Consider the following 19,235-nt stretch of genomic DNA (forward strand, 5'->3'; position numbering starts at 1 on the left):
CTCATGGACCCGAACCCCGACGGCGCCGCGCCGGAAGGCCCCGAGCTCGCGAAGATGCGCAAGGCGATGCGGGTGACTCAGAAGAAAGCCGCCGCGGAGCTCGGCCTGTCCGCAGCCACACTCGGGCACTTGGAACGGGGGAAACGGCGGTCGACGAAACTGGAGAGGAGGTATTACGAGCTCCTGTGCGAATTGGAGAGAGCGCTCCCGCAAACTGCCTCTTGACAACTTATAGGAGCGTCGGTTTCAATTTCGCAATGTTCCGTGTGGTCGAGGGTAACCGGTCAAACGTAGTAGATAGGCCAATTTCGTGGCAAGCGAGTCAACTCGGGGCACAGGGCAGCTAAAAAAGCCCCGTCCCAAATTGGCTGCTTTTGAGTTGCGGTGATATACGGACTGTTTGAGGCCTCTGGCTTGTAAAACAGTCCGTATTTCACCGCAACTGATGAGGGGATGGGTTAGCGGAGCAGACCGGCTACTTCGCCGGCTAGGGTGATGGTGCCGGCAGCTACGAAAGGCTCGTCTGCGGCATCGAAGGCCGCGAGGGCCTCGGACACGCTGGGGTACACGCCAACAAGCTTGTCAGCGTCCACAAGTGCGGCGAGCTCCTCCGCCGGCAGGGCGCGATCGGAATCGGTCTGGGTCACGACCACGCGCGGGAAAGCCGGGATCAGCACGTCGACGATGCCCGCCACGTCCTTGTCGGCCAGCGCGGCGCACAGCAGCGTGGGGCGATTCTCCACGCACGGATCAATCTCGTCCAGCGCGCTCACAAAGTTCTCGCAGCTCTGGGGGTTATGACAGGCGTCAATCAGCTTAAGCGGATCGGTCCCCAGCACGTCAAAACGACCCGGTGTGGGGCAACCCATAAGCGATGCATCCAGCGCATCGTGGTCGAGCTCGCGACCCAGATACCCCTCGCAAAGCATAATCGCGCACGCGGCATTCTGCGGCTGATAGGCCGGCTTGACCATGCTCGACGTATAGATCGCACGTGGCGTGGTGCAGCTAAACTCAACCGTGTCGCCCACATGCACCGGCACCTTAGTCGTGGCATGCCTCACCACGAGCGGCACAATGCCGCACTCTCGACAACGGGCATCCATCACGCGCTGAACGCTCGCCTCATGCGTGCCCTCGCCCAGCACAACCAGGCGTCCGGGCTTAATGACCGCAGCCTTCTCCCCCGCAATGGCCTCGAGCGTATCGCCCAAAATACGTGTGTGATCGAGCCCAATGCCTGTAATGGCCACGGCGACAGGATCGGTCGCACTCGTAGCATCCCAGCGTCCGCCCATGCCGACCTCAAGCACGGCCACGTCCACGCAAGCCTCGGCAAACACCACCAGTGCAGCAGCCGTCAGCAGGTCAAACGGCGTGATGGTATAGGCGCGCTCCCCCGCCGCCACACGACGGGCATTCACTCGATGCCCCGCCTCAACAGCGGCCGAAACGCCACGGGCAAACGCCTCATCGCTCACAACGCGCCCGTCAACCTCCATGCGCTCGGGATAGCGCACCAGCTGAGGCGACGTATACAGCGCGGTCTTGAGCCCCTCGCCGCGAAGAATAGCAGCCGAAAAACGCGTAGTCGAAGTCTTGCCATTGGTACCGGCAACCTGAATGCAATCGAAATACTCGTCCGGACGCCCCAACTCATCGAGCATATCGACAACCGTCTCGAGCAGAGGACCAGCATCCCCAGAAATCCGCCCCGTATCGGCAGCCAGCCCAACAGCCTCACCAAACGAAAGCAACTCAAACGAGAAAGGAACGACATACGACCCAGAACGCTTAGCCATAACCCAAAGTCCCCCAATAACAGAAAAAGAGGCCCACCAAAAAGAATGAGCCCCTCGCGTTGACAATATCAGACTTTATCCGCTTGCAGCAAGATCAAGGCCACAACCAGGTGGCCCTAACCTACCAGTTGCAAGCAGCCATGTAACCGCACTAGGAGCGGCCCGACGCTTTGCTCGATACAAGTTCCGCACGCAAAGGACAGCACTTAATGTGCTGTCCGTCTTGCGCAGGACTGTCCGCAGTAGCGAGCAAAGCGTCGGGACGCGCCCCTCAGTAAGAACTACGAGAAGTCTGCAACCTGAGCAGTCAGCGCCGCCAAGATCTCCTTGAGCTCAGCTGCACGGTCCCTCTTCTTCTGGACCACCGCGGGCGCGGCCTTAGCCACAAAGCCCTCGTTGGCGAGTGTCTTCTCGCAGCCGGCGAGCTCCTTCTGGGCCGCGGCGATCTCCTTCTCCAGGCGCGCCTTCTCGGCCGAAAGGTCAACCTTGCCCTCGAGCACCACAAAGACCTCGACGCCGCTGTCGACCACGGCAATGCTCGCAGCCGGCTTCTCGACGTCGGTACCCATGACCAGCGAGGCGGTGTTGGCCAGCGGCTCAATCGTGGAGCGCAGGCTCTCGAGCTTCTCGATGTCCTCGGCACCGGCGCGCACGACCACGTCGAGCTCGGCCTTGGGGCTCAAGCGATAACGCGAACGCGTGGCGCGGGCGGCGGAAACGACGGCGCGGCACAGCTCAAACGCGCGCTCGGCGTCCTCGTCAACATACTTAGCGTAGTCGGCGGGCTCGGGCCACTTGGCGATCATGAGCGCCTCGGCGCGGTTCACGTTGCCCTCGGCGTCCAGATCGAGCACACTCGCCGGCATGTTGTCCCAGATCTCCTCGGTGACAAACGGCATGAGCGGGTGCATCAGGCGAATGGAGGTGTCGAGTACAAAGATCAGGTTGCGCTGAGCCTGCAGACGGCCCTCGCCCTTCAGGCGGGCCTTGGTGACCTCGACGTACCAGTCGCAGACCTCGTTCCAGAAGAACTGCTGCGCGCCGCGGGCCATATCGCCAAAGGTATAGTTCTCAATCCCCTCGGTGACCATCTTCACGGCCTTGGCCAAGCGGCTGAACATCCAAGCGTCGGCCGGCGTCTCGACGACGGGCTCGCCGGGCGTGTAGCCCTCCATGTTCATGAGTAGGAAGCGGCTGGCGTTCCAGATCTTGGTCACAAACGACTTGGCCTGGTCGGTACGCGGGCTGTCGATGAGCTTCTTGGTCTTCTTATCGATGTTCGCATCGAACTTGACGTCCTGGTTGTTGGTGCACAGCGTGAGCAGGTTGTAGCGCATGGCATCGGCGCCGTACATGCCAATGAGGTCCATGGGGTCAACGCCGTTGCCCTTGGACTTGGACATGCGGCTGCCGTCCTTGGCCAGGATCGTCGGGTAGATGACGACGTCCTTAAACGGCACCTCGTCCAGGAAATACAGCGAGCTCATGACCATGCGGGCGACCCACAGCGCGATGATGTCGCGCGCGGTGACGAGCGCCGTCGTGGGATGATGTCCCTCGAGCAGCTCCGGCTTTTGCGGCCAGCCCTGCGTGGCGAAAGTCCACAGCTGAGAGCTGAACCAGGTGTCCAGCACGTTCTCGTCCTGATGCACATGATGGCCGCCGCACTTGGGGCACACGTCGGTGTCCTCGGTAAGGGCGTCCTCCCAGCCGCAGTCCTCACAGTAGAACACGGGGATGCGGTGGCCCCACCACAGCTGGCGGCTGATGCACCAGTCCTTGAGGTTCTCCATCCAGGTGGTGTAGGTCTGCGTCCAGCGCGCGGGGTGGAAGGTCACCTTGCCGGAGTTGACGGCGTCGAGCGCCGGCCCCTTGAGTTTGTCGACGGCGACGAACCACTGCTCGGACAGCCACGGCTCAAGCGCAGCGTCGCAGCGGTAGCAGTGCATGACGGAGTGGTCGTGATCCTCGACGTGATCGAGAAGGTCATGCTCCTCGAACCACTTAATGACGGCCTCGCGGCACTCCTCGCGGGTCATGCCGGTAAACTCGCCATAGCCCTCGACGACCACCGCGTGCTCGTCGAAAATGTTGATCTGCGGCAGGTCGTGGGCCTGACCCATGGCGTAATCGTTGGGGTCGTGAGCCGGGGTAACCTTGACGAAGCCGGAGCCAAAGTTGGCGTCGACATGCCAATCCTCAAAGATAGGAATCTCGCGGTCCACGATGGGGAGCTTGACGGTCTTACCCACAAAGGCAGCCTTCTCGGGGTCCTTCGGGGAGACGGCGACGCCCGTGTCGCCGAGCATGGTCTCGGGGCGCGTGGTGGCGACGACGATGTAGTCCTGGCCGTTAACCGGCTCGGTCAGCGGGTAGCGCAGGTGCCACAGGTGGCCCTTCTCGTCCTTGTACTCGGCCTCGTCGTCAGAAATGGCGGTGGTGCAGTTGGGGCACCAGTTGACGATGCGCTTGCCGCGGTAGATCAGGCCGTCGTGGTACCAGTCGCAAAAGACCTTACGCACAGCCTGCGCGTAGTCCTCGTCCATGGTAAAGCGCTCGTTATCGAAGTCGACGGAGCAGCCCATGCGCTTGATCTGCTCGACGATGATGCCGCCGTACTCGTGGGTCCAATCCCAGCAGGCGTCAACAAACTTGTCGCGACCGATCTCCAGGCGGCTGATGCCCTCGCTCTTGAGCTTCTTGTCGACCTTGGTCTGCGTGGCGATACCGGCGTGATCGGTTCCGAGCACCCAGCGCGTGGACTTGCCGCGCATGCGGGCCATACGAATGATGGCGTCCTGGATGGAGTCGTCGGTGGCGTGACCCATGTGAAGCTTGCCGGTAACGTTGGGAGGCGGAATGGTGACGGTGCAGTCGCCCACGCCCTCACGACGCTTGTAGTAGCCGCCGTCGAGCCACTTCTGCAGGATCGCCGGCTCGTTGGTCGACGGATCGTAATTCTTGGGCATTTCTTCCATATATCTCTCCCGTCCCGCCGGGGAGGAATGTAGGCCCGATTTTCGCTCGGTCAGGTCCTGGGCTCGCTCGAAGACCACATTAAGTGGTCTTCGGCTCGTGCGGAATCTACGAAAATCGGGCCTACATTCCTCCCCTTAGGTATCGATTACTTCAGTCTGATATGACTTCGCTGAGGCTTAAACAACCACACAGAATAACACAGGTAGTTGGGGTTATTGCGTATATATAAAATAGCCTCCGGCCGCGGGTGGTCGGAGGCTATTTGCAAACAGGTTTTAGGCAGGTCTAGCCGTAGATGCGTTGGGGCTGCTCTTCGCCCTTAACGGAGGCTTCGGTCACGATGACCTTGGCGACACCTTCCTCGCTGGGGAGGTCGAACATTGTCTGCTGCAGCACGTCCTCGCAAATGGATCGCAGGCCGCGGGCGCCGGTCTTGCGGGCAAGCGCCATGCGGGCGATCTCGTGCAGGGCGGCGTCCTCAAACTCAAGCTCAACGTCCTCGAGCTGGAACATCTTGCGGTACTGGCGCACCACGGCGTTCTTGGGCTCGGTCAGGATCGACACCAGGTCGTCCTCGTCGAGCGCCTGCGTCTGGGTGACGACAGGCGTACGGCCCACGAACTCGGGGATCATGCCAAAGGCGTTGAGGTCCTGCGGAAGCACCTGACGCAGCAGGTCGTTCTCGTCGACCGAGGTGGGGCCGGCGATCTCGGAGTTAAAGCCCACGCCCTTGTTGCCTACGCGGTCGGCAATGATCTTGTCCAGACCCACAAAGGCACCGCCGCAGATGAACAGGATGTTGGTCGTGTCGATCTGCAGCAGCTCCTGTTGGGGATGCTTGCGGCCGCCGGTGGGCGGAACGCTTGCCACCGTGCCCTCAAGGATCTTAAGCAGCGCCTGCTGAACTCCCTCGCCCGAAACGTCGCGGGTGATGGAGAGGTTCTCGGCCTTGCGGGCAATCTTGTCAATCTCATCGACATAGATGATGCCCACCTGCGCGCGCTCGATGTCGCCATCGGCGGCATTGATGAGCTTAAGCAGGATGTTCTCCACGTCCTCGCCCACGTAACCGGCCTCGGTGAGCGCGGTAGCGTCGGCAATGGCAAACGGCACCTCGAGGATGCGCGCGAGCGTCTGGGCCAGCAGGGTCTTACCGGTACCGGTGGGACCGAGCAGCAGAATATTGGACTTGGCGAGCTCCACCTCGTCCATATCATCGTCGAGCTGGCCGCCCATGCCGTCAGCCTCGTCAAAGGCAGACACCGCGGCGCCGCCCTCGATCACGCGACGATAGTGGTTGTACACGGCCACCGACATGGCGCGCTTGGCGTCCTCCTGGCCCATAACATAGGCCGAAAGCTCGTCATAGATCTCGTGCGGCGTCGGCACATGCGTAATGACCTGGCGGGCATCGTCCTCGAGCTCAAAGCCCTCGGCCTCGGGATCCACGGCAGGCTGCCCGGCAGCCTGGCCGTGGTCGTTGAGGAAGCCCGGCAGCTTGCCGTTGCGGGCAGCGTCCATAAAGTCCGAAGCCAGCGACTCCTCAAGGATCTCGGAGCAGGCGGCAACGCACTCGTCGCAGATAAAGATGTTGGTCGGACCCTTTACAAGGCGGCGAACCTGCCCCTGCTCTTTTCCGCAGAAGGAGCAGCGGATGGGGTTGCCATTCTCGTCAAAGTTGTCCTGCATGTTTCCTGCCATCCTAGGCGTCCTTCGCGGCGAGATCGCGCGAGGTGACGATACGGTCGATCAGGCCGTAGTCGAGGGCCTCGGCAGCGGTCAGGTAGTTGTCGCGCTCGGTGTCGGCCTGGACCTTCTCGATCGGCTGGCCCGAGGCATCGGACAGGATCTGGTTGAGCTCGCGGCGGGTCTTCTTGATCTCCTCGGCCACGATCTCGATCTCGGTCTGCTGACCCTGGGCACCGCCGCTGGGCTGGTGAATCATGACCTTGGAGTGCGGCAGGCAGAAGCGCTTGCCCTTGGCGCCGGCCGAAAGCAGCACGGCAGCCATAGACGCGGCCATACCGACGCAGATGGTGGAGACCTGCGGCTTGATGAAGTTCATGGTGTCAAGAATCGCCAGGCCGGAGTAAACCTCGCCACCGGGCGAATTGATGTAGAGCGAGATATCCTTCTCGGCATCCTGGCTCTCAAGATGCAGCAGCTGGGCAACGACCAGGTTGGCGCTGACGGAGTTGATCTCCTCGCCCAAGAAGATGATGCGGTCGTTGAGCAGGCGCGAATAGATATCGTAGCTGCGCTCGCCGCGCGGCGTCTGCTCGATAACGTATGGCACGAGGGCGGAATCGAACTTAGCGATCATACGCATCTCCATTTCTCTTACGGACCAATAGTGGCTCTAGACAAACGTACGGTGCCCGCATGCTATGCATTGGCTGGCACCGTACGAAGCAACCGGATAACCGGCTTATAACTTTACCCCATCACGGGCACATACATGCGCTCGCGTGCAAGGTGGCGAGAATTACTCGGCGTCCTTGGCGGTCTCGTCGACCTCAGTCACCTTGGCGTTCTCGACCAGGTGATCGACGGCCTTGGAGCGACGGATGGACTCGCGGACGGCAGGCATGCGGCCATCGGCGATGAACTCGGCCTTGGAAGCCTCGACGTCCTTGACGCCAGCCTTCTCGAACTCGGCGTTGATGTCGTCCTCGGTGACCTCAATCTTGAGCTCACGGGCGAGAGCGTCGAGCGCCAGGGACTCACGGGCAACGTCGTTGGCCTGCTTGTGCAGGTCGCCGATGAACTGCTCCATGGTCAGGCCGGAAGCGGGCAGCCAGGTGTCCAGCGTCATGCCGCGGGCAGCGAGGTTGGACAGGAAGTTCTGGCCAAGCTCCTCAAAGACGGACTGCTCGTAGTCGGCGTCCATCTCGTCGAGCTGCAGGCGCTCGGCGAGAGCGGAGACGCAACGGTTCTCCTTCTCGGCCGGGAGGCGGGAAGCCTTGTCCTGCTCGATCTCGATCTTGATGGCGTCGCGCATAGCGTCGATGCTGTCGAAGCCAAAGTCGGACTTGACGAGCTCGTCGGTGAGCTCGGGGGTGTTGCGGACCTTGATGCCCTTGACGGTGACCTCGACGGTGTGGGTCTCGGCCTCCTCGCCCTCCTCGGCCTCGTCGGTCCAGGTGACGGACTTGACGTCGTCAACGTTGGCGCCGATCAGAGCCTCGTTGAACTCGGCGGGGTTGCTGTCGCTACCGGCGATGAGCATACGGCCCTCGGCGGCAAAGTTGTCGGCGTTCTCGACGGCCTTGAGGTCGACGGTAACGTAGTCCTCGGCCTCGACGGCGCGGCCCTCGACGTCCTCGAAGGTGGCACGGTAGTTGAGGAGCATCTCGACCTGGTTGTTGATCTCGGACTCGGTGACCTCCGCAGGGGGCATCTCGATCTCGACGGCGTCGAAGGAGGAGAGCTCAGCGGCGGGACGCAGGGAGAACTCGACGGTGTAGGTGTAGTCCTCGTGATCCTTGGCGAGGTCGAGCTCCTTGTAGTCACCGCTCTTGGTGGGGACGATGTCCAGCTCGTTGAGGACGGCGGGCTCGTTGGCGGCGATCAGGTCGTTGGTGGCCTGAGCGAGGGTAGCCTCGGCGCCAAGAGCGGAGTCGATGACCGGACGGGGGGCCTTACCGGCGCGGAAGCCCGGGAAGCGGTACTTCTTGGCGGTGTCCTTGTAGGCCTTCTTGATCGCGGCGTCGACGTCGGCGGCCGGGATGGTGACCGTAGCGGTGAGCTTGGCGTCCTTGACGTCAGAAGCGGTGATGTTCAACACGTTCCTCCTCATACTGCCCAGCTTATCTGAGGTGCTGGTACCTTTATGCAACAAAGAGTCGCGAGGGCATAAGCCGACGCGGGTGCGTTGGTGCGGGCGAAAGGACTCGAACCTTCACGGGAATCCCACCAGAACCTAAATCTGGCGCGTCTACCAATTCCGCCACGCCCGCATGAGCGCACAGACTAGGAATGATAGCAGATACGAACGGCAAGCGCACGCACACCTTTTACAGGCTCACGACCTCACCACGAGTACAAAAGGCGGGGCGAGTTACCCCGCCCCGCCCATTACGACTTGTTCGCTGACCCGCTACTCCCCCAGCAGGGCCTTCTCGGGCGTGATCGGCAGCGAGCGAACCTGATGGCCGGTGGCGTGCGCCACGGCCGAGGCAACGGCGGCGAGCGGCGTGTTGATGACGACCTCGCCGATCGACTTGGCGCCAAACGGGCCCGTCGGCTCGTAGCTCGGCTCAAAGGCCACGCGGATGCTGCCGATATCCAGGCGCGTGGGCAGCTTGTAGCTCATAAAGTTGCCGGTGCGCAGGCGGCCGCGGTCGTCGTGCTCGACAATCTCGTAGAGCGCGTGACCGATGCCCTGGGCAATGCCGCCCTCGGCCTGGACGCGCGCGAGCGCCTCGTTGATCACAGTGCCGCAGTCGACGGCCGCCGCGTAGTCCACCACAGTCACCTTGCCGGTGGCCTTGTCGACCTCGACCTCGGCAATGCCGGCCATAAACGGCGGAGGCGAAACGGGCAGGCAGGCAGAGGCGTGCGAGGTCAGCGCGTCGCCGCCGGCGATGTTCTTGACACACAGGTTGGCAAAGTCGCGCAGCGTGAGGTAACGGTTCTGCTCGCGCGCGGCACGCTCGTCGGACAGGCGCACGTACTGGCCATCAAAGACCACATCGACGGCGTCAACGTCCCACATCCGGGCGGCCTTGGCGCAGATCTTCTCGCGCAGCTCAGTCGCGGCGTTCTTGGCGGCAAGGCCCGTCACATACGTGCCCGAGCTCGCGTACGAGCCGGCGTCGAACGGCGACACGTCGGTGTCCACGCCGCGCACCACGATCAGCGAGCTCTCCACGCCCAGCTCCTCGGCGGCAATCTGCGCCAGGATCGTGTCGACACCCATGCCGTTATCGGTGGCGCCGGTGCCGATGGTAATGAAGCCGTCCTCTTCCAGGCGCATGTCGATGCCGGCGATGTCCACGTTGGAGATGCCCGAGCCCTGCATGGTGAGCGCACAGCCCAGAGCACGCACGCGGTCGCCCAGGTCCACGGCCAGCGGCTTGTCGCGCCAGTCGATCATGTCCATCGCGCGCAGCAGGCAGCGGTCGAGCGCGCAGGCGTTGAGCTTCTCGTTGTAGTACTGCGGCATAATCTCGCCCTCGTGAACCATGTTCTTAAGACGCAGGTCGGCGGGATCCATGTGCAGCATGTCGGCGAGCTCGTTGACGGCACTCTCCACGGCAAACTGGCCCTGGGTGGCACCGTAGCCGCGATACGCACCGCCGCGATTGGTATTGGTGTAGACGGCGTCCCAGCTAAAGCGGCTCGCCTTCACGTGGTTGTAGATGGGCAGGCTCTTGTGGCCCGAAAGGCCGATCGTCGTGGTGGCATGCTCGCCATACGCACCAGCGTTGGACAGCGTATGCAGGTCGATGGCCGTGATGGTGCCGTCGTTCATGGCGCCCAGCTTAACAGTCATCTGCATCTGATGGCGCGAGTTGCCCGCGGTGATGGTCTCCTCGCGGGTATAGCAGCAGTAGCTCGGACGGCCGGTCTGCTGGGTGACGAACGCAACGAAGATTTCGCAGCAGCCCGTCTGCTTAGAGCCAAAGCCGCCACCGATGCGCGGCTTAATGACCTGCACCTGCGACTGCGGGATATCGAGCGACTGCGCGACCATGCGGCGCACGTGGAAGGGCACCTGCGTAGAGGTGGTCACCGAGATACGCCCGAACGCGTCGGTCGTCGCGAAGGCGCGGAAGGTTTCCATGGGTGCGGTCTGCGTGGCCTGGCTGGTGTAGGTGCGCTCAAAGACGATGTCGCTCTGGGCGAAGGCCTCGTCAAGGTCGCCAAAGTCGCTCGTGCCGCTGCACACCAGGTTGCGCGGAACGTCGCCGCCCTGCGGGAACATAAAGGTCACGTCGCCCTCGGGGTGAACCACGATGTCGTTATCGAGTGCCTTGGTAAAGTCGAGCAGCGGCTCGAGCACCTCATAGTCGACCTTAATGAGTTTGAGCGCCTTGTCGGCAGCCTCCTCAGTCTCGGCGGCGACGATCGCCACCTCCTCGTTTTGGTAACGGACGAGGTTCTCGAGAATCAGGCGGTCGTAGGGACTCGGCTGCGGATAGCTCTGGCCGGCGATGGTAAAGCGGCGCTTGGGCACGTCCTCGTAGGTGTAGACGCCCACGACGCCGGGCACCTTCAGCGCGCGCGACGTATCGATGGAGCGGATCTTGGCGCGGGCATAGGGGCTGCGCTTGAGTTTGACGATGAGCGCACCGGCGGGCACCATATCGCCCGTGTAGACGGGACGCCCCTCGAGCAGGGCCTTCGAGTCCTTCTTGGGCTGCTTGTGGGTGATCTGCTTGTAGGAAACACCGTCGCAGCTGGTGTCGTTGATGGGCAGCTCGGGCATCTCAAAGCCCACCTGCACGCCAGACTCGTTGAGGAAGCGGACGATGGCGCGCAGCTGGCTCTCATAGCCGCTGCAGCGGCAGAGGTTGCCGGCGAGCTGGCGCGAGAGCTCCTCGCGCGTGGCGACGAGGCTCGGGTCCTCCTTGGCGGCGCGGGCAAGCGCCAGCACGTTCATGATGAGGCCGGGGGCGCAAAAACCGCACTGCTCGGCGCCTTCGGCAGCCATCGCACGGGCCAGTGCCTCGGACTCGGCCTTGAGGCCCTCGAGCGTGGTGATGGTGTGGCCCTCAACACGGGCGGCGGGAACCGAACAGCTCAGCACCGGGTCGCCGTCAAGCCACACCGTGCACAGGCCGCAGTTGGTGGTTTCGCAAGCGCAGCGCACCGACGCGCAGCCCTGCTCGCGCAGCAGCGCAAAGAGCATGGTGTCGGGGGCAATCTGAACCTTGACCTTGCGACCGTTGAGCGTAAAGGAAAGAACGATGAGTTTGGCAGCCATTAGCGCACCTCGCTAGAATCGACGCCGGGCACGCGGCGGCAGGAATACTCGTCCGTGGCAAACTTAGGCACTTGCACGCCCTCGAGCTCGCGGGCAAGCGCGGCCGAAAGCTCGATGCCGGCGGAGCGGCGCACGGCCTGCACGGCAAGCGGGGCCGAGATGCGGCGGCGGTAGTCGGCCGAGCCCCACATGTTGGTGCCGTAGCTCAGCGCGCGCACGGACGCGGCCAGGGAGCGCAGCTCGTCCTCGGAAGGCCGCTCGTTCACCAGGCCGCATGCCTCGCCCTGCAGCAGGGTCGCACGCAGCGGGCGGGCGCCCACGGTGACATGCCAGCTGTTGTCCCACCAGGCGGCGGTGACATTGAGCGAGGGGAAGTCGGTCGCGGCCTTGCGCACAGCCTCATAGCTTGCGCGGTACTCGTGCTTAACGACCACCACGTGCTCGATCACGTCGCGCACGTAGCCCATGTCCACGAACTCGGCGAGCGGCACGCGACCGGCACCCGTCAGCTCAACATAGGAATCGAGCGCGAGAAAGGCGGAGAGAACGTCCGAGAAGCCAAAGCGGCCGTAGATGCTGCCGCCCACCGTGGCGGTATTGCGCAGCTGCACGCCCACGATGTCATGGACGGCGAACTCAAAGACATTGTTGACAAGCACGTTGAGCCCGGCATGACGCTCGAGCTGGCGCAGGGTGCACATGGCACCGATGCGAAACTCGGTCTCGGTCTCCTCGATCTGATCGAGTCCGCAGGCCGAAAGGTCAATCGCCGTCGCCACGCGACGCGAACCCAGGCGCATCCAGATGCCGCCGCCCACAATCTTGTTGTTGCGGTTCTTCTGTAAGAGCTCATAGGCTTCGGCCGCGTTTCCAACACGGACGTAGGTACCGAACTTGAGCACGTTCTCCCCCATCTCTTCACTTGTCCAGTACTTTTAAGTGTACCAAACGAGGAGCCGCACACCGTTTTAGGACAAAATCCACCCACCCATCCATAACTTGCGGTGATATACGGACTGATTAGCCGTTCTGGGACGCTAAACAGTCCGTATATCACCGCAAGTTATGAGGAGTCCTCCGGGATAGAAAAGGCTCCCAGCCAAGATGACTGGAAGCCTTCCTCGATGCTATGTCGAGCGAAGAATTAGCAGACGCCCTGAGCGAGCATGGCGTCGGCGACCTTCAGGAAGCCGGCGATGTTGGCGCCCATGACGAAGTTGCCCTCCTCGCCGTACTCCTTGGCGGTGTCGTCCACGTTGTGGAACATGCCGCGCATGAGCTGCTCGAGCTTGCCGTCGACCTCCTCGAAGGTCCAGGACAGGTGCTCGGCGTTCTGGCTCATCTCCAAGCCGGACACGAGCACGCCGCCGGCGTTGGCAGCCTTACCGGGCATAAAGGCGACGCCGTGCTCCTGGAAGTAGGTCGTGGCCTCGATGGTCGTGGGCATGTTCGCGCCCTCACCGACCACCTTGCAGCCGTTGGCGACGAGTGCCTGGGCGTCCTCGAGCAGCAGCGTGTTCTCGCGAGCGCAGGGCAGCGCGATATCGCAGGGAAGCTGCCACACGCCGCGGCCGTCGCCCTCGTGCCACGTGGCATTGGGCTTCTCGTCGACATACATAGCGAGCGTAACGCCCTTGTCGTGGCCGGAGCGCTTCTTGTTGTAGACATGCTCGAGCACGGTGTAGTCGATGCCGTCGGGATCCTCGACCCAGCCATGGGTGTCGGAGCAGGCCAGCACCTTGCCGCCGAGCTGGGAGACCTTCTGGACCGCGTAGATGGCGACGTTACCGGAGCCGTGAACGACGACGTTCTTGCCCTCGAAGGAGTCGCCGCGGCTCTTGAGGTACTCGTCCACAAAGTAGGCCAGGCCGTAGCCGGTGGCCTCGGTACGGGCGAGCGAGCCGCCAAAAGAGAGGCCCTTGCCGGTAAGGACGCCGGTCCACTCATTGGTCAGGCGCTTGTACTGACCGAACAGGTAGGCAACCTCGCGGCCGCCAACGCCCAGGTCGCCGGCGGGAACGTCGGTGTTGGGGCCGATGTGGCGATAGAGCTCGGTCATGAAGGACTGGCAGAAGTGCATGATCTCGTTGTTGGACTTGCCCTTGGGGTCAAAGTCGGAACCGCCCTTGCCGCCGCCCATGGGAAGGGTGGTCAGGCTGTTCTTGAGGATCTGCTCCAGGCCCAGGAACTTGAGCATGCCCAGGGTGACCGTCGGGTTAAAGCGCAGGCCGCCCTTGTAGGGTCCAATGGCAGAGTTGAACTCGACGCGGTAGCCGCGGTTGACCTGAACCTTGCCCTGGTCGTCGACCCAGGGAACACGGAACATGACGATGCGCTCGGGCTCGACGAGGCGCTCAAGCAGGGCGGCCTCCTCGTACTCGGGATGGGCGTCGAGCGCCGGCTGGATGGTGCCGAGAATCTCGGTCGCGGCCTGGATGAACTCAGGCTGCTCGGGATAGCGGGCCTTGAGCTCGTCGAGAACTTTCTGCGTGTAGCTCATGCTTCCTCCAATTGATGGAAAAGAAAAGTGTCGTTCGAGGCGCCCCATGCGCCGCGAGCTTTATCGAGTATGGATAATATCGCACTGTTGCAGCAAAGTTTCGCATAAGCCGACGAGCAGATGTTTCGTTTTGATTACGATGCAGGTAGAAGCGTTTTTGAGTGCCCAACGCGCAAATCGCGTGTTTCGAAGCTGTTTCGTCCACATGTTCCAAACCACCACATTGGGGACAGGCACCTTTGTGGTGGTGTGGTGGCTAGAGGACGAGCTGATGGTAGTCGGCAGGGGCTATGCGGCCCTCGGTGGCGGCTCGGAAGGCGGCGAGCGCATCGCCCGAGAATGGCATGGCCCAGCACAGCCCGCAGCCTGCGGTAATGGAGCCGGGCAGTGGCATGATGCGCCCGGGCACACCGGCGGCAAGACACAGCTGTTCGCATTCCATCACATCGAAGGTGCTATCGAACGACACGATAATCTTGCGCTCGTGGTCGAGGGCATCACCGGATGGGCCTTCGCGGTGTGCCTCACGATACGCCGCGGCGGCCGCTTCCTCTTCCGCAGTATGTCCACAGCCACCGCAGCCGCAGGTACAGGGCTCGGAACCATCGCAAGTGCAAGGCTCTCCCGTGTCGGGACAAATATCGTGAGACATGGTAACTCCAATCGTCTAGGCGAGTAACTCGGCCGCCGCAAACTCCTCGGGCGTATTGACGTTTTCGAAGCAGAGCGTCGAGCCCGCGGCCTTAACAATCTGCGGCTCATCCATATAACCGGCCTGAACGCGATTGATCAGGCAGCGAATGCGCTGGCGGTCGCAGGCAAGCAGCTCTTGGGCAACCGGCGCACAAGCGTCACGGCGCCAGACGGCGCAAAGCGGCTCAATCCCCCGCTCCTCGCGCGGCACGCACACGTCGAGCGCCTCGGCCTCAACACGATCGGCAAGCGCGCCGATGAGTTCCGGCGAGACAAACGGCATATCACAGGCGACGATCGCCACGAGCGGCAGCCGGGCCGCAGTCAGCGAACTCGCGATGCCGCGCATGGCACCCGCCGACCCCTCAAGGTCCGGCACTATTCGCGGCACCAGGCCGCCAAACGCGTGCTCCTCAAGATAGGCAAGCTCGCTGGGACGCGAAGTCGTCACGACCAACTCGCCGGCAACTGGCGCCAGCCGACCCAGCACGCGCTCGATGAGCGGTTCGCCGCAAAACGTCATGCGCGCCTTATCGCGGCCCATGCGTGAGGACAGCCCGCCCGCTTGGACGACGCAAGAAAGATCGATCCGTCTTACGGTAGTCATACGGCAAAACACCCCCATCGGCATGCTCGAAACCCGGTGCACGAAGCTAAATACCGCCGCCGAAATAGCGGCACTACGAAAAGCTCGTGCAAAAACAAAACAGCGCCTTTGCGGCACGCAGCAAGACCGCGAGCACAAAAGCGCTGGTAGCGTATGGCGGGAACGTATGTGAATCGAACACATCCAAGACGTTTTGCACGCCTCGCAACGGTTTTGAGGACCGCGGAGCCCACCGGAGCCCATCCGTTCCCAAGTGCGGCGGTATTTTACCAAACCGAGCAGCCAATCTAGCGCAGGGAGCGCAGGCCGCCGGCATCCTTGTCGAGCACCGTAAAGCGCACGGCATCTAGGTGCTCCAAGATGCTGATGGCGCGTTTGCGCGACACACCCAGGGCCTCGCGCAGCACGCTCGTGGTGGCAGCGCCGCCGGCTGCCTCTATGGCGGCGGCGACAAGCTCACGCGCATGGGACTCGGCGGCAGCGGACAGGGCAACGTCGCGCTCGACCTTAACGATCGAGCGGTTGAGCGAAAGCTCGCGCAGGGCACGCGTCATGGTGTCGCGACCGAGCTGCAGCTGTTCGCCCACCTCGGGAAGCGCCGGTGCATCCAGGCCAGCCTCGTCAAGCAGCGCGACGATGCGCTTGCAAGCCTCTCGCACCACGCGTGCCGCCGCGGCGGCCGAATGCGGATCGAATACCTCGGCGCCCTCGGCGGCGCACACGCCACGGGAGCAGCCCTCGGCAATCAGGGCCGCGGCAACGCCTTCATCAGCGGCAGGCCACGCAGCATGGGCAACGGCGCCGGGCGTAAAGCCCGTCTCCTTGGGAGCCGCCGCGTGCATGGCCGACAGGGTCGCCGCAAGGGCATCCATCGCGGCGTCGAGCACCGCGGCGTCCGCCAAGAGGTCCGCGTCACCCACGGCAAGCTTGCGAACGGAGCCCTGCGCCACCAATCCGCGCAGTGCGGCATCGACCTCGCCGACACCAAGATCCAAAGCCTCGGCAGCATTAACCGCCGTAACCGGCAGCGTCTGCAACGCCAGCCAAGCGCCCACACCGCCCGCGATATCGCCGGACTCGAGCGCCGCATACAGCGCACGCTCTCCTTCGGCAAGCTCGCGCGAGCGACGGCAGCGTGAAAGCAGCACGCGCCCGCCGCCAACAAGCATCACGGGCGAATAGGACAGCACCACGGCATGGTCCCCGGCACGTAGCGGCAGCGAGTTTTCCAAGCGCACCTGAACGATACGGGTCTCGCCCACCGCCATGGGGGCCTCACCCTCCATGAACATGATGCGACCGACAACCTCGGCCGTACCCGCCATCACGTGCACACGCGCACCCGACTCGAGCACACGCGGCTTGGCTCCCTCGCGACCCAAATACGTAAACGCCATCATAAAGCGCATCGTCTGGCCAAAGCGGCCCGTCACGCCGAGCATCTCACCGCGATCGAGCGCGGCGACACCATCGCCCACCAAGTTGAGCGCCACACGCTGACCGGGCAGTGCTCGCGGCGTATCGCCGTGCACCTGAATCCCGCGCACGCGACAGACCGTACGCGACGGCAAAGCCATCAACTCGTCGCCCACCGCAACCGGCGCATCGTGCAACGTTCCCGTCACGACAGTGCCGACGCCCTTGATCGTAAAGCAGCGGTCAATCGGCAGACGCGGCGCGGCATCAGTGAGCTCGGCACGGGCACGGCAGGCATCCCAGCAAGCGGCAACCTGCTCGTCGAGCACGGCGAGCAGCCTTTCAATCCCCTCGCCTGTCTTGGACGACACAGGCACGATCGGCGCGTCCGCAAACACGGTACCCGACAAAAAGTCATCGACATCGAGCTCGGCAAGCTCGGTCATCTCGGCATCGGCAAGGTCGCACATCGTCAGCGCGACCACCATATGCGTAACGCCCAGCAGCTCCAGCACGTGCACGTGCTCGCGCGTCTGCGGCATCACGCCCTCGACGGCAGAAACCACCAGCACGGCAACGTCGATGCCCGTGGCGCCCTGCACCATGGCGCGCAGGTAATGCGCGTGGCCCGGCACGTCGACCAGGCCGACGATCTTGCCACTCGGCAGCGCCAACTCGCCAAAGCCCAGCTCCACGGTCATACCGCGACGGCGCTCAACCTCCAGACGATCGGGATTCTTGCCGGTCAGTGCCTCGATCAATGCCGACTTACCATGGTCAACGTGACCCGCCGTGCCAACGATAACGGGACACTCCACCAGCGCCTGAACCTCACTCATCGAGCAATCGCCTTCTCAACGCACGCGACGAGCGTCGAAGCCGCCGTCTCGATATCGCGGTCGCCCACGAGTGTACGCATGTCAAACAGGACGCGATCGTGCGAGGCGCGTGTGACGACCGGCGTGTCGAAATCTTGGACGAGCGAGCGCTTGAGTGCGTCAACGGAAAGACGCTCATCGACGAGGCGCACGGCAACGCACATGGTAGGCAGCTCGACGGTAGGCAGCGAACCGCCGCCGGGAGTCGACGACTCCTCGACGATTTCCACCTGCACGGCGCGCGGGCAACCCACCTTATCGAGGCCCGCCACCATCAGCTCGCGCAGTTTGCGTGCGCGGCGCTCCAGATGAGCCTGCGGAAGCGTGAGCATGTTTAGCACCGGCACCTCGCGATGGGCCACATCCGCCCCATCCATGTAGATGCGCAGTGTAGCCTCGAGCGCCGCCAGTGCGAGCTTGCCCGGGCGTAGGGCACGCATAAGCGGATGCGACCCGCAGGCCTGGACCAGATCGCGACGGCCCATGATAATGCCCGCCTGTGCGGCACCGAGAAGCTTATCGCCCGAGCACGACACCAGATCGAGCCCTGCCGAAACCGAAGCCGGCGTGGTTTCTTCGCCGCCGCGCACCAAGATGTCGTCGGGCAACAGCGCGCCCGAACCCTGGTCCTCGTAGAACAGCAGACCATGCTTGTGGGCCAGGGCGGCAAGCTCCCGAGAGCCCACTTCCTCGTGAAAGCCCTCGATGCGATAGTTGGAAGGATGGACCTTGAGGATCATCGCCGTATCGGGCGTGATGGCTTGCTCATAATCAGCCAGGTGCGTGCGGTTGGTGGCGCCGACCTCGACGAGTTTGGCGCCCGAAGCCGCCATGACATCGGGGATGCGGAAGCTGCCGCCGATCTCGACAAGCTCGCCGCGGCTGACGATGACCTCCTTGCCTGCGGCATGGGTCGCCAGCACCAGCAGCACAGCGGCGGCGTTGTTGTTAACGACCAGCGCGTCCTCGGCACCGGTAAGCGAGCGGATGAGCTGCGCGGCGTGCTCCTTGCGCGACCCGCGCGAGCAGGTGTCCACGCTGTACTCGAGCGTGCTGTAGCCACGCGCGACCTCGGCCACGGCCTTTGCCGCCGACTCCGCGAGCGGGGCGCGACCCAAGTTGGTATGGATGACCACACCCGTGGCGTTGACGGCAGGGCGCAGGCTCGGCAGTGCGGATCGATGCGCACGCCACTCGATGGCCGAGGCCAGGTCGCGCTTGGAACGCGGGGCGGCACCGGCACGAATCGCGGCGCGCTCCTCGTCGAGCTCGGCCGTGACGGCGGCATGCACCACCGCGTCGCAGGTCTCCCCCGCCGCCTTCACAACCGGCCACTCTGCGAGCAGCTCGTTGACGGAAGGAATAGCGCGAAGGCGGGCGCGTACCTCATCGGACATGTTCTGGCTATCGCTCATGTGCGACCTTTCAA

Annotated in this window: 13 protein-coding genes and 2 tRNA genes; 1 reads left to right on the plus strand and 14 read right to left on the minus strand. The window is 63.3% G+C overall.

Going from position 1 to position 19,235, the window contains the following annotated elements; genetic code table 11:
- Nucleotides 1-225 (plus strand): helix-turn-helix domain-containing protein (locus I1969_RS00005; protein ID WP_195232013.1); only part of this gene is annotated, 225 nt, incomplete at its 5' end.
- A gap of 233 nt (nt 226-458) precedes the next feature.
- Here I1969_RS00005 and I1969_RS00010 read toward each other — a convergent pair.
- The 14 genes from I1969_RS00010 to selA form a co-directional block, all read right to left on the minus strand.
- Complete coding sequence (locus I1969_RS00010; protein WP_195232014.1) at nt 459-1,802, minus strand: bifunctional folylpolyglutamate synthase/dihydrofolate synthase; 1,344 nt, start codon at nt 1,800-1,802, stop codon at nt 459-461.
- 281 nt (nt 1,803-2,083) lie between these two features.
- On the minus strand, nt 2,084-4,780 hold the full coding sequence (locus I1969_RS00015; protein WP_195232015.1) for a valine--tRNA ligase: 2,697 nt from the start codon (nt 4,778-4,780) through the stop codon (nt 2,084-2,086).
- Nucleotides 4,781-5,066: 286 nt separating this feature from the next.
- Nucleotides 5,067-6,482 (minus strand): ATP-dependent Clp protease ATP-binding subunit ClpX, encoded by a 1,416-nt coding sequence (clpX, locus tag I1969_RS00020; protein WP_195232016.1) that lies wholly within the window; start codon nt 6,480-6,482, stop codon nt 5,067-5,069.
- A gap of 1 nt (nt 6,483) precedes the next feature.
- Nucleotides 6,484-7,104: an ATP-dependent Clp protease proteolytic subunit gene (locus tag I1969_RS00025; RefSeq protein ID WP_022095182.1), complete on the minus strand. Its 621-nt coding sequence runs from the start codon at nt 7,102-7,104 to the stop codon at nt 6,484-6,486.
- A 162-nt stretch (nt 7,105-7,266) separates the two neighbouring features.
- The gene (gene tig / locus I1969_RS00030; RefSeq protein WP_233547269.1) at nt 7,267-8,568 is read right to left on the minus strand and encodes a trigger factor; all 1,302 of its coding nucleotides are present in this window, start codon (nt 8,566-8,568) and stop codon (nt 7,267-7,269) included.
- A gap of 88 nt (nt 8,569-8,656) precedes the next feature.
- Nucleotides 8,657-8,740 (minus strand) — tRNA-Leu (locus tag I1969_RS00035).
- A 140-nt stretch (nt 8,741-8,880) separates the two neighbouring features.
- Nucleotides 8,881-11,712: a molybdopterin-dependent oxidoreductase gene (locus tag I1969_RS00040; RefSeq protein ID WP_195232017.1), complete on the minus strand. Its 2,832-nt coding sequence runs from the start codon at nt 11,710-11,712 to the stop codon at nt 8,881-8,883.
- Nucleotides 11,712-12,626: an FAD binding domain-containing protein gene (locus I1969_RS00045; RefSeq protein WP_195232018.1), complete on the minus strand. Its 915-nt coding sequence runs from the start codon at nt 12,624-12,626 to the stop codon at nt 11,712-11,714. The genes I1969_RS00040 and I1969_RS00045 overlap by 1 nt, the downstream gene beginning before the upstream one ends.
- 230 nt (nt 12,627-12,856) lie before the next feature.
- Entirely contained in the window at nt 12,857-14,212 is a 1,356-nt protein-coding gene (gene gdhA / locus I1969_RS00050) for an NADP-specific glutamate dehydrogenase (RefSeq protein WP_195232019.1), read from the minus strand.
- Nucleotides 14,213-14,468: 256 nt separating this feature from the next.
- Nucleotides 14,469-14,864, minus strand: coding sequence for a DUF3343 domain-containing protein (locus tag I1969_RS00055; protein ID WP_040358236.1), 396 nt, complete (start codon nt 14,862-14,864; stop codon nt 14,469-14,471).
- 15 nt (nt 14,865-14,879) lie between these two features.
- A complete protein-coding gene (gene mobA / locus I1969_RS00060; protein ID WP_195232020.1) occupies nt 14,880-15,512 on the minus strand; it encodes a molybdenum cofactor guanylyltransferase in 633 nt (210 codons plus the stop codon).
- A gap of 154 nt (nt 15,513-15,666) precedes the next feature.
- Nucleotides 15,667-15,763: transfer RNA gene (locus I1969_RS00065), tRNA-Sec, on the minus strand.
- 36 nt (nt 15,764-15,799) lie between these two features.
- The gene (gene selB, locus I1969_RS00070) at nt 15,800-17,767 is read right to left on the minus strand and encodes a selenocysteine-specific translation elongation factor (protein WP_195232021.1); all 1,968 of its coding nucleotides are present in this window, start codon (nt 17,765-17,767) and stop codon (nt 15,800-15,802) included.
- Complete coding sequence (gene selA, locus I1969_RS00075) at nt 17,764-19,221, minus strand: L-seryl-tRNA(Sec) selenium transferase (RefSeq protein ID WP_229028167.1); 1,458 nt, start codon at nt 19,219-19,221, stop codon at nt 17,764-17,766. Before selA ends, selB begins: the two co-directional genes overlap by 4 nt.
- Between the last annotated feature and the right edge of the window lie 14 nt (nt 19,222-19,235).

Origin of the sequence: Collinsella aerofaciens, from assembly GCF_015548375.1 — a bacterium.
In the GTDB taxonomy this organism is placed as follows: Bacteria; Actinomycetota; Coriobacteriia; order Coriobacteriales; family Coriobacteriaceae; genus Collinsella; species Collinsella aerofaciens_AB.

Bases quoted from the DNA above. Each gene is read 5' to 3' on its own strand.
- I1969_RS00015 (WP_195232015.1), bottom strand. From the start codon at position 4,780: ATGGAAGAAATGCCCAAGAATTACGATCCGTCGACCAACGAGCCGGCG.
- I1969_RS00025 (WP_022095182.1), bottom strand. From the start codon at position 7,104: ATGATCGCTAAGTTCGATTCCGCCCTCGTGCCATACGTTATCGAGCAG.
- I1969_RS00045 (WP_195232018.1), bottom strand. From the start codon at position 12,626: ATGGGGGAGAACGTGCTCAAGTTCGGTACCTACGTCCGTGTTGGAAAC.
- I1969_RS00040 (WP_195232017.1), bottom strand. From the start codon at position 11,712: ATGGCTGCCAAACTCATCGTTCTTTCCTTTACGCTCAACGGTCGCAAG.
- clpX (WP_195232016.1), bottom strand. From the start codon at position 6,482: ATGGCAGGAAACATGCAGGACAACTTTGACGAGAATGGCAACCCCATC.
- mobA (WP_195232020.1), bottom strand. From the start codon at position 15,512: ATGACTACCGTAAGACGGATCGATCTTTCTTGCGTCGTCCAAGCGGGC.
- selB (WP_195232021.1), bottom strand. From the start codon at position 17,767: ATGAGTGAGGTTCAGGCGCTGGTGGAGTGTCCCGTTATCGTTGGCACG.
- I1969_RS00055 (WP_040358236.1), bottom strand. From the start codon at position 14,864: ATGTCTCACGATATTTGTCCCGACACGGGAGAGCCTTGCACTTGCGAT.
- selA (WP_229028167.1), bottom strand. From the start codon at position 19,221: ATGAGCGATAGCCAGAACATGTCCGATGAGGTACGCGCCCGCCTTCGC.
- I1969_RS00010 (WP_195232014.1), bottom strand. From the start codon at position 1,802: ATGGCTAAGCGTTCTGGGTCGTATGTCGTTCCTTTCTCGTTTGAGTTG.
- gdhA (WP_195232019.1), bottom strand. From the start codon at position 14,212: ATGAGCTACACGCAGAAAGTTCTCGACGAGCTCAAGGCCCGCTATCCC.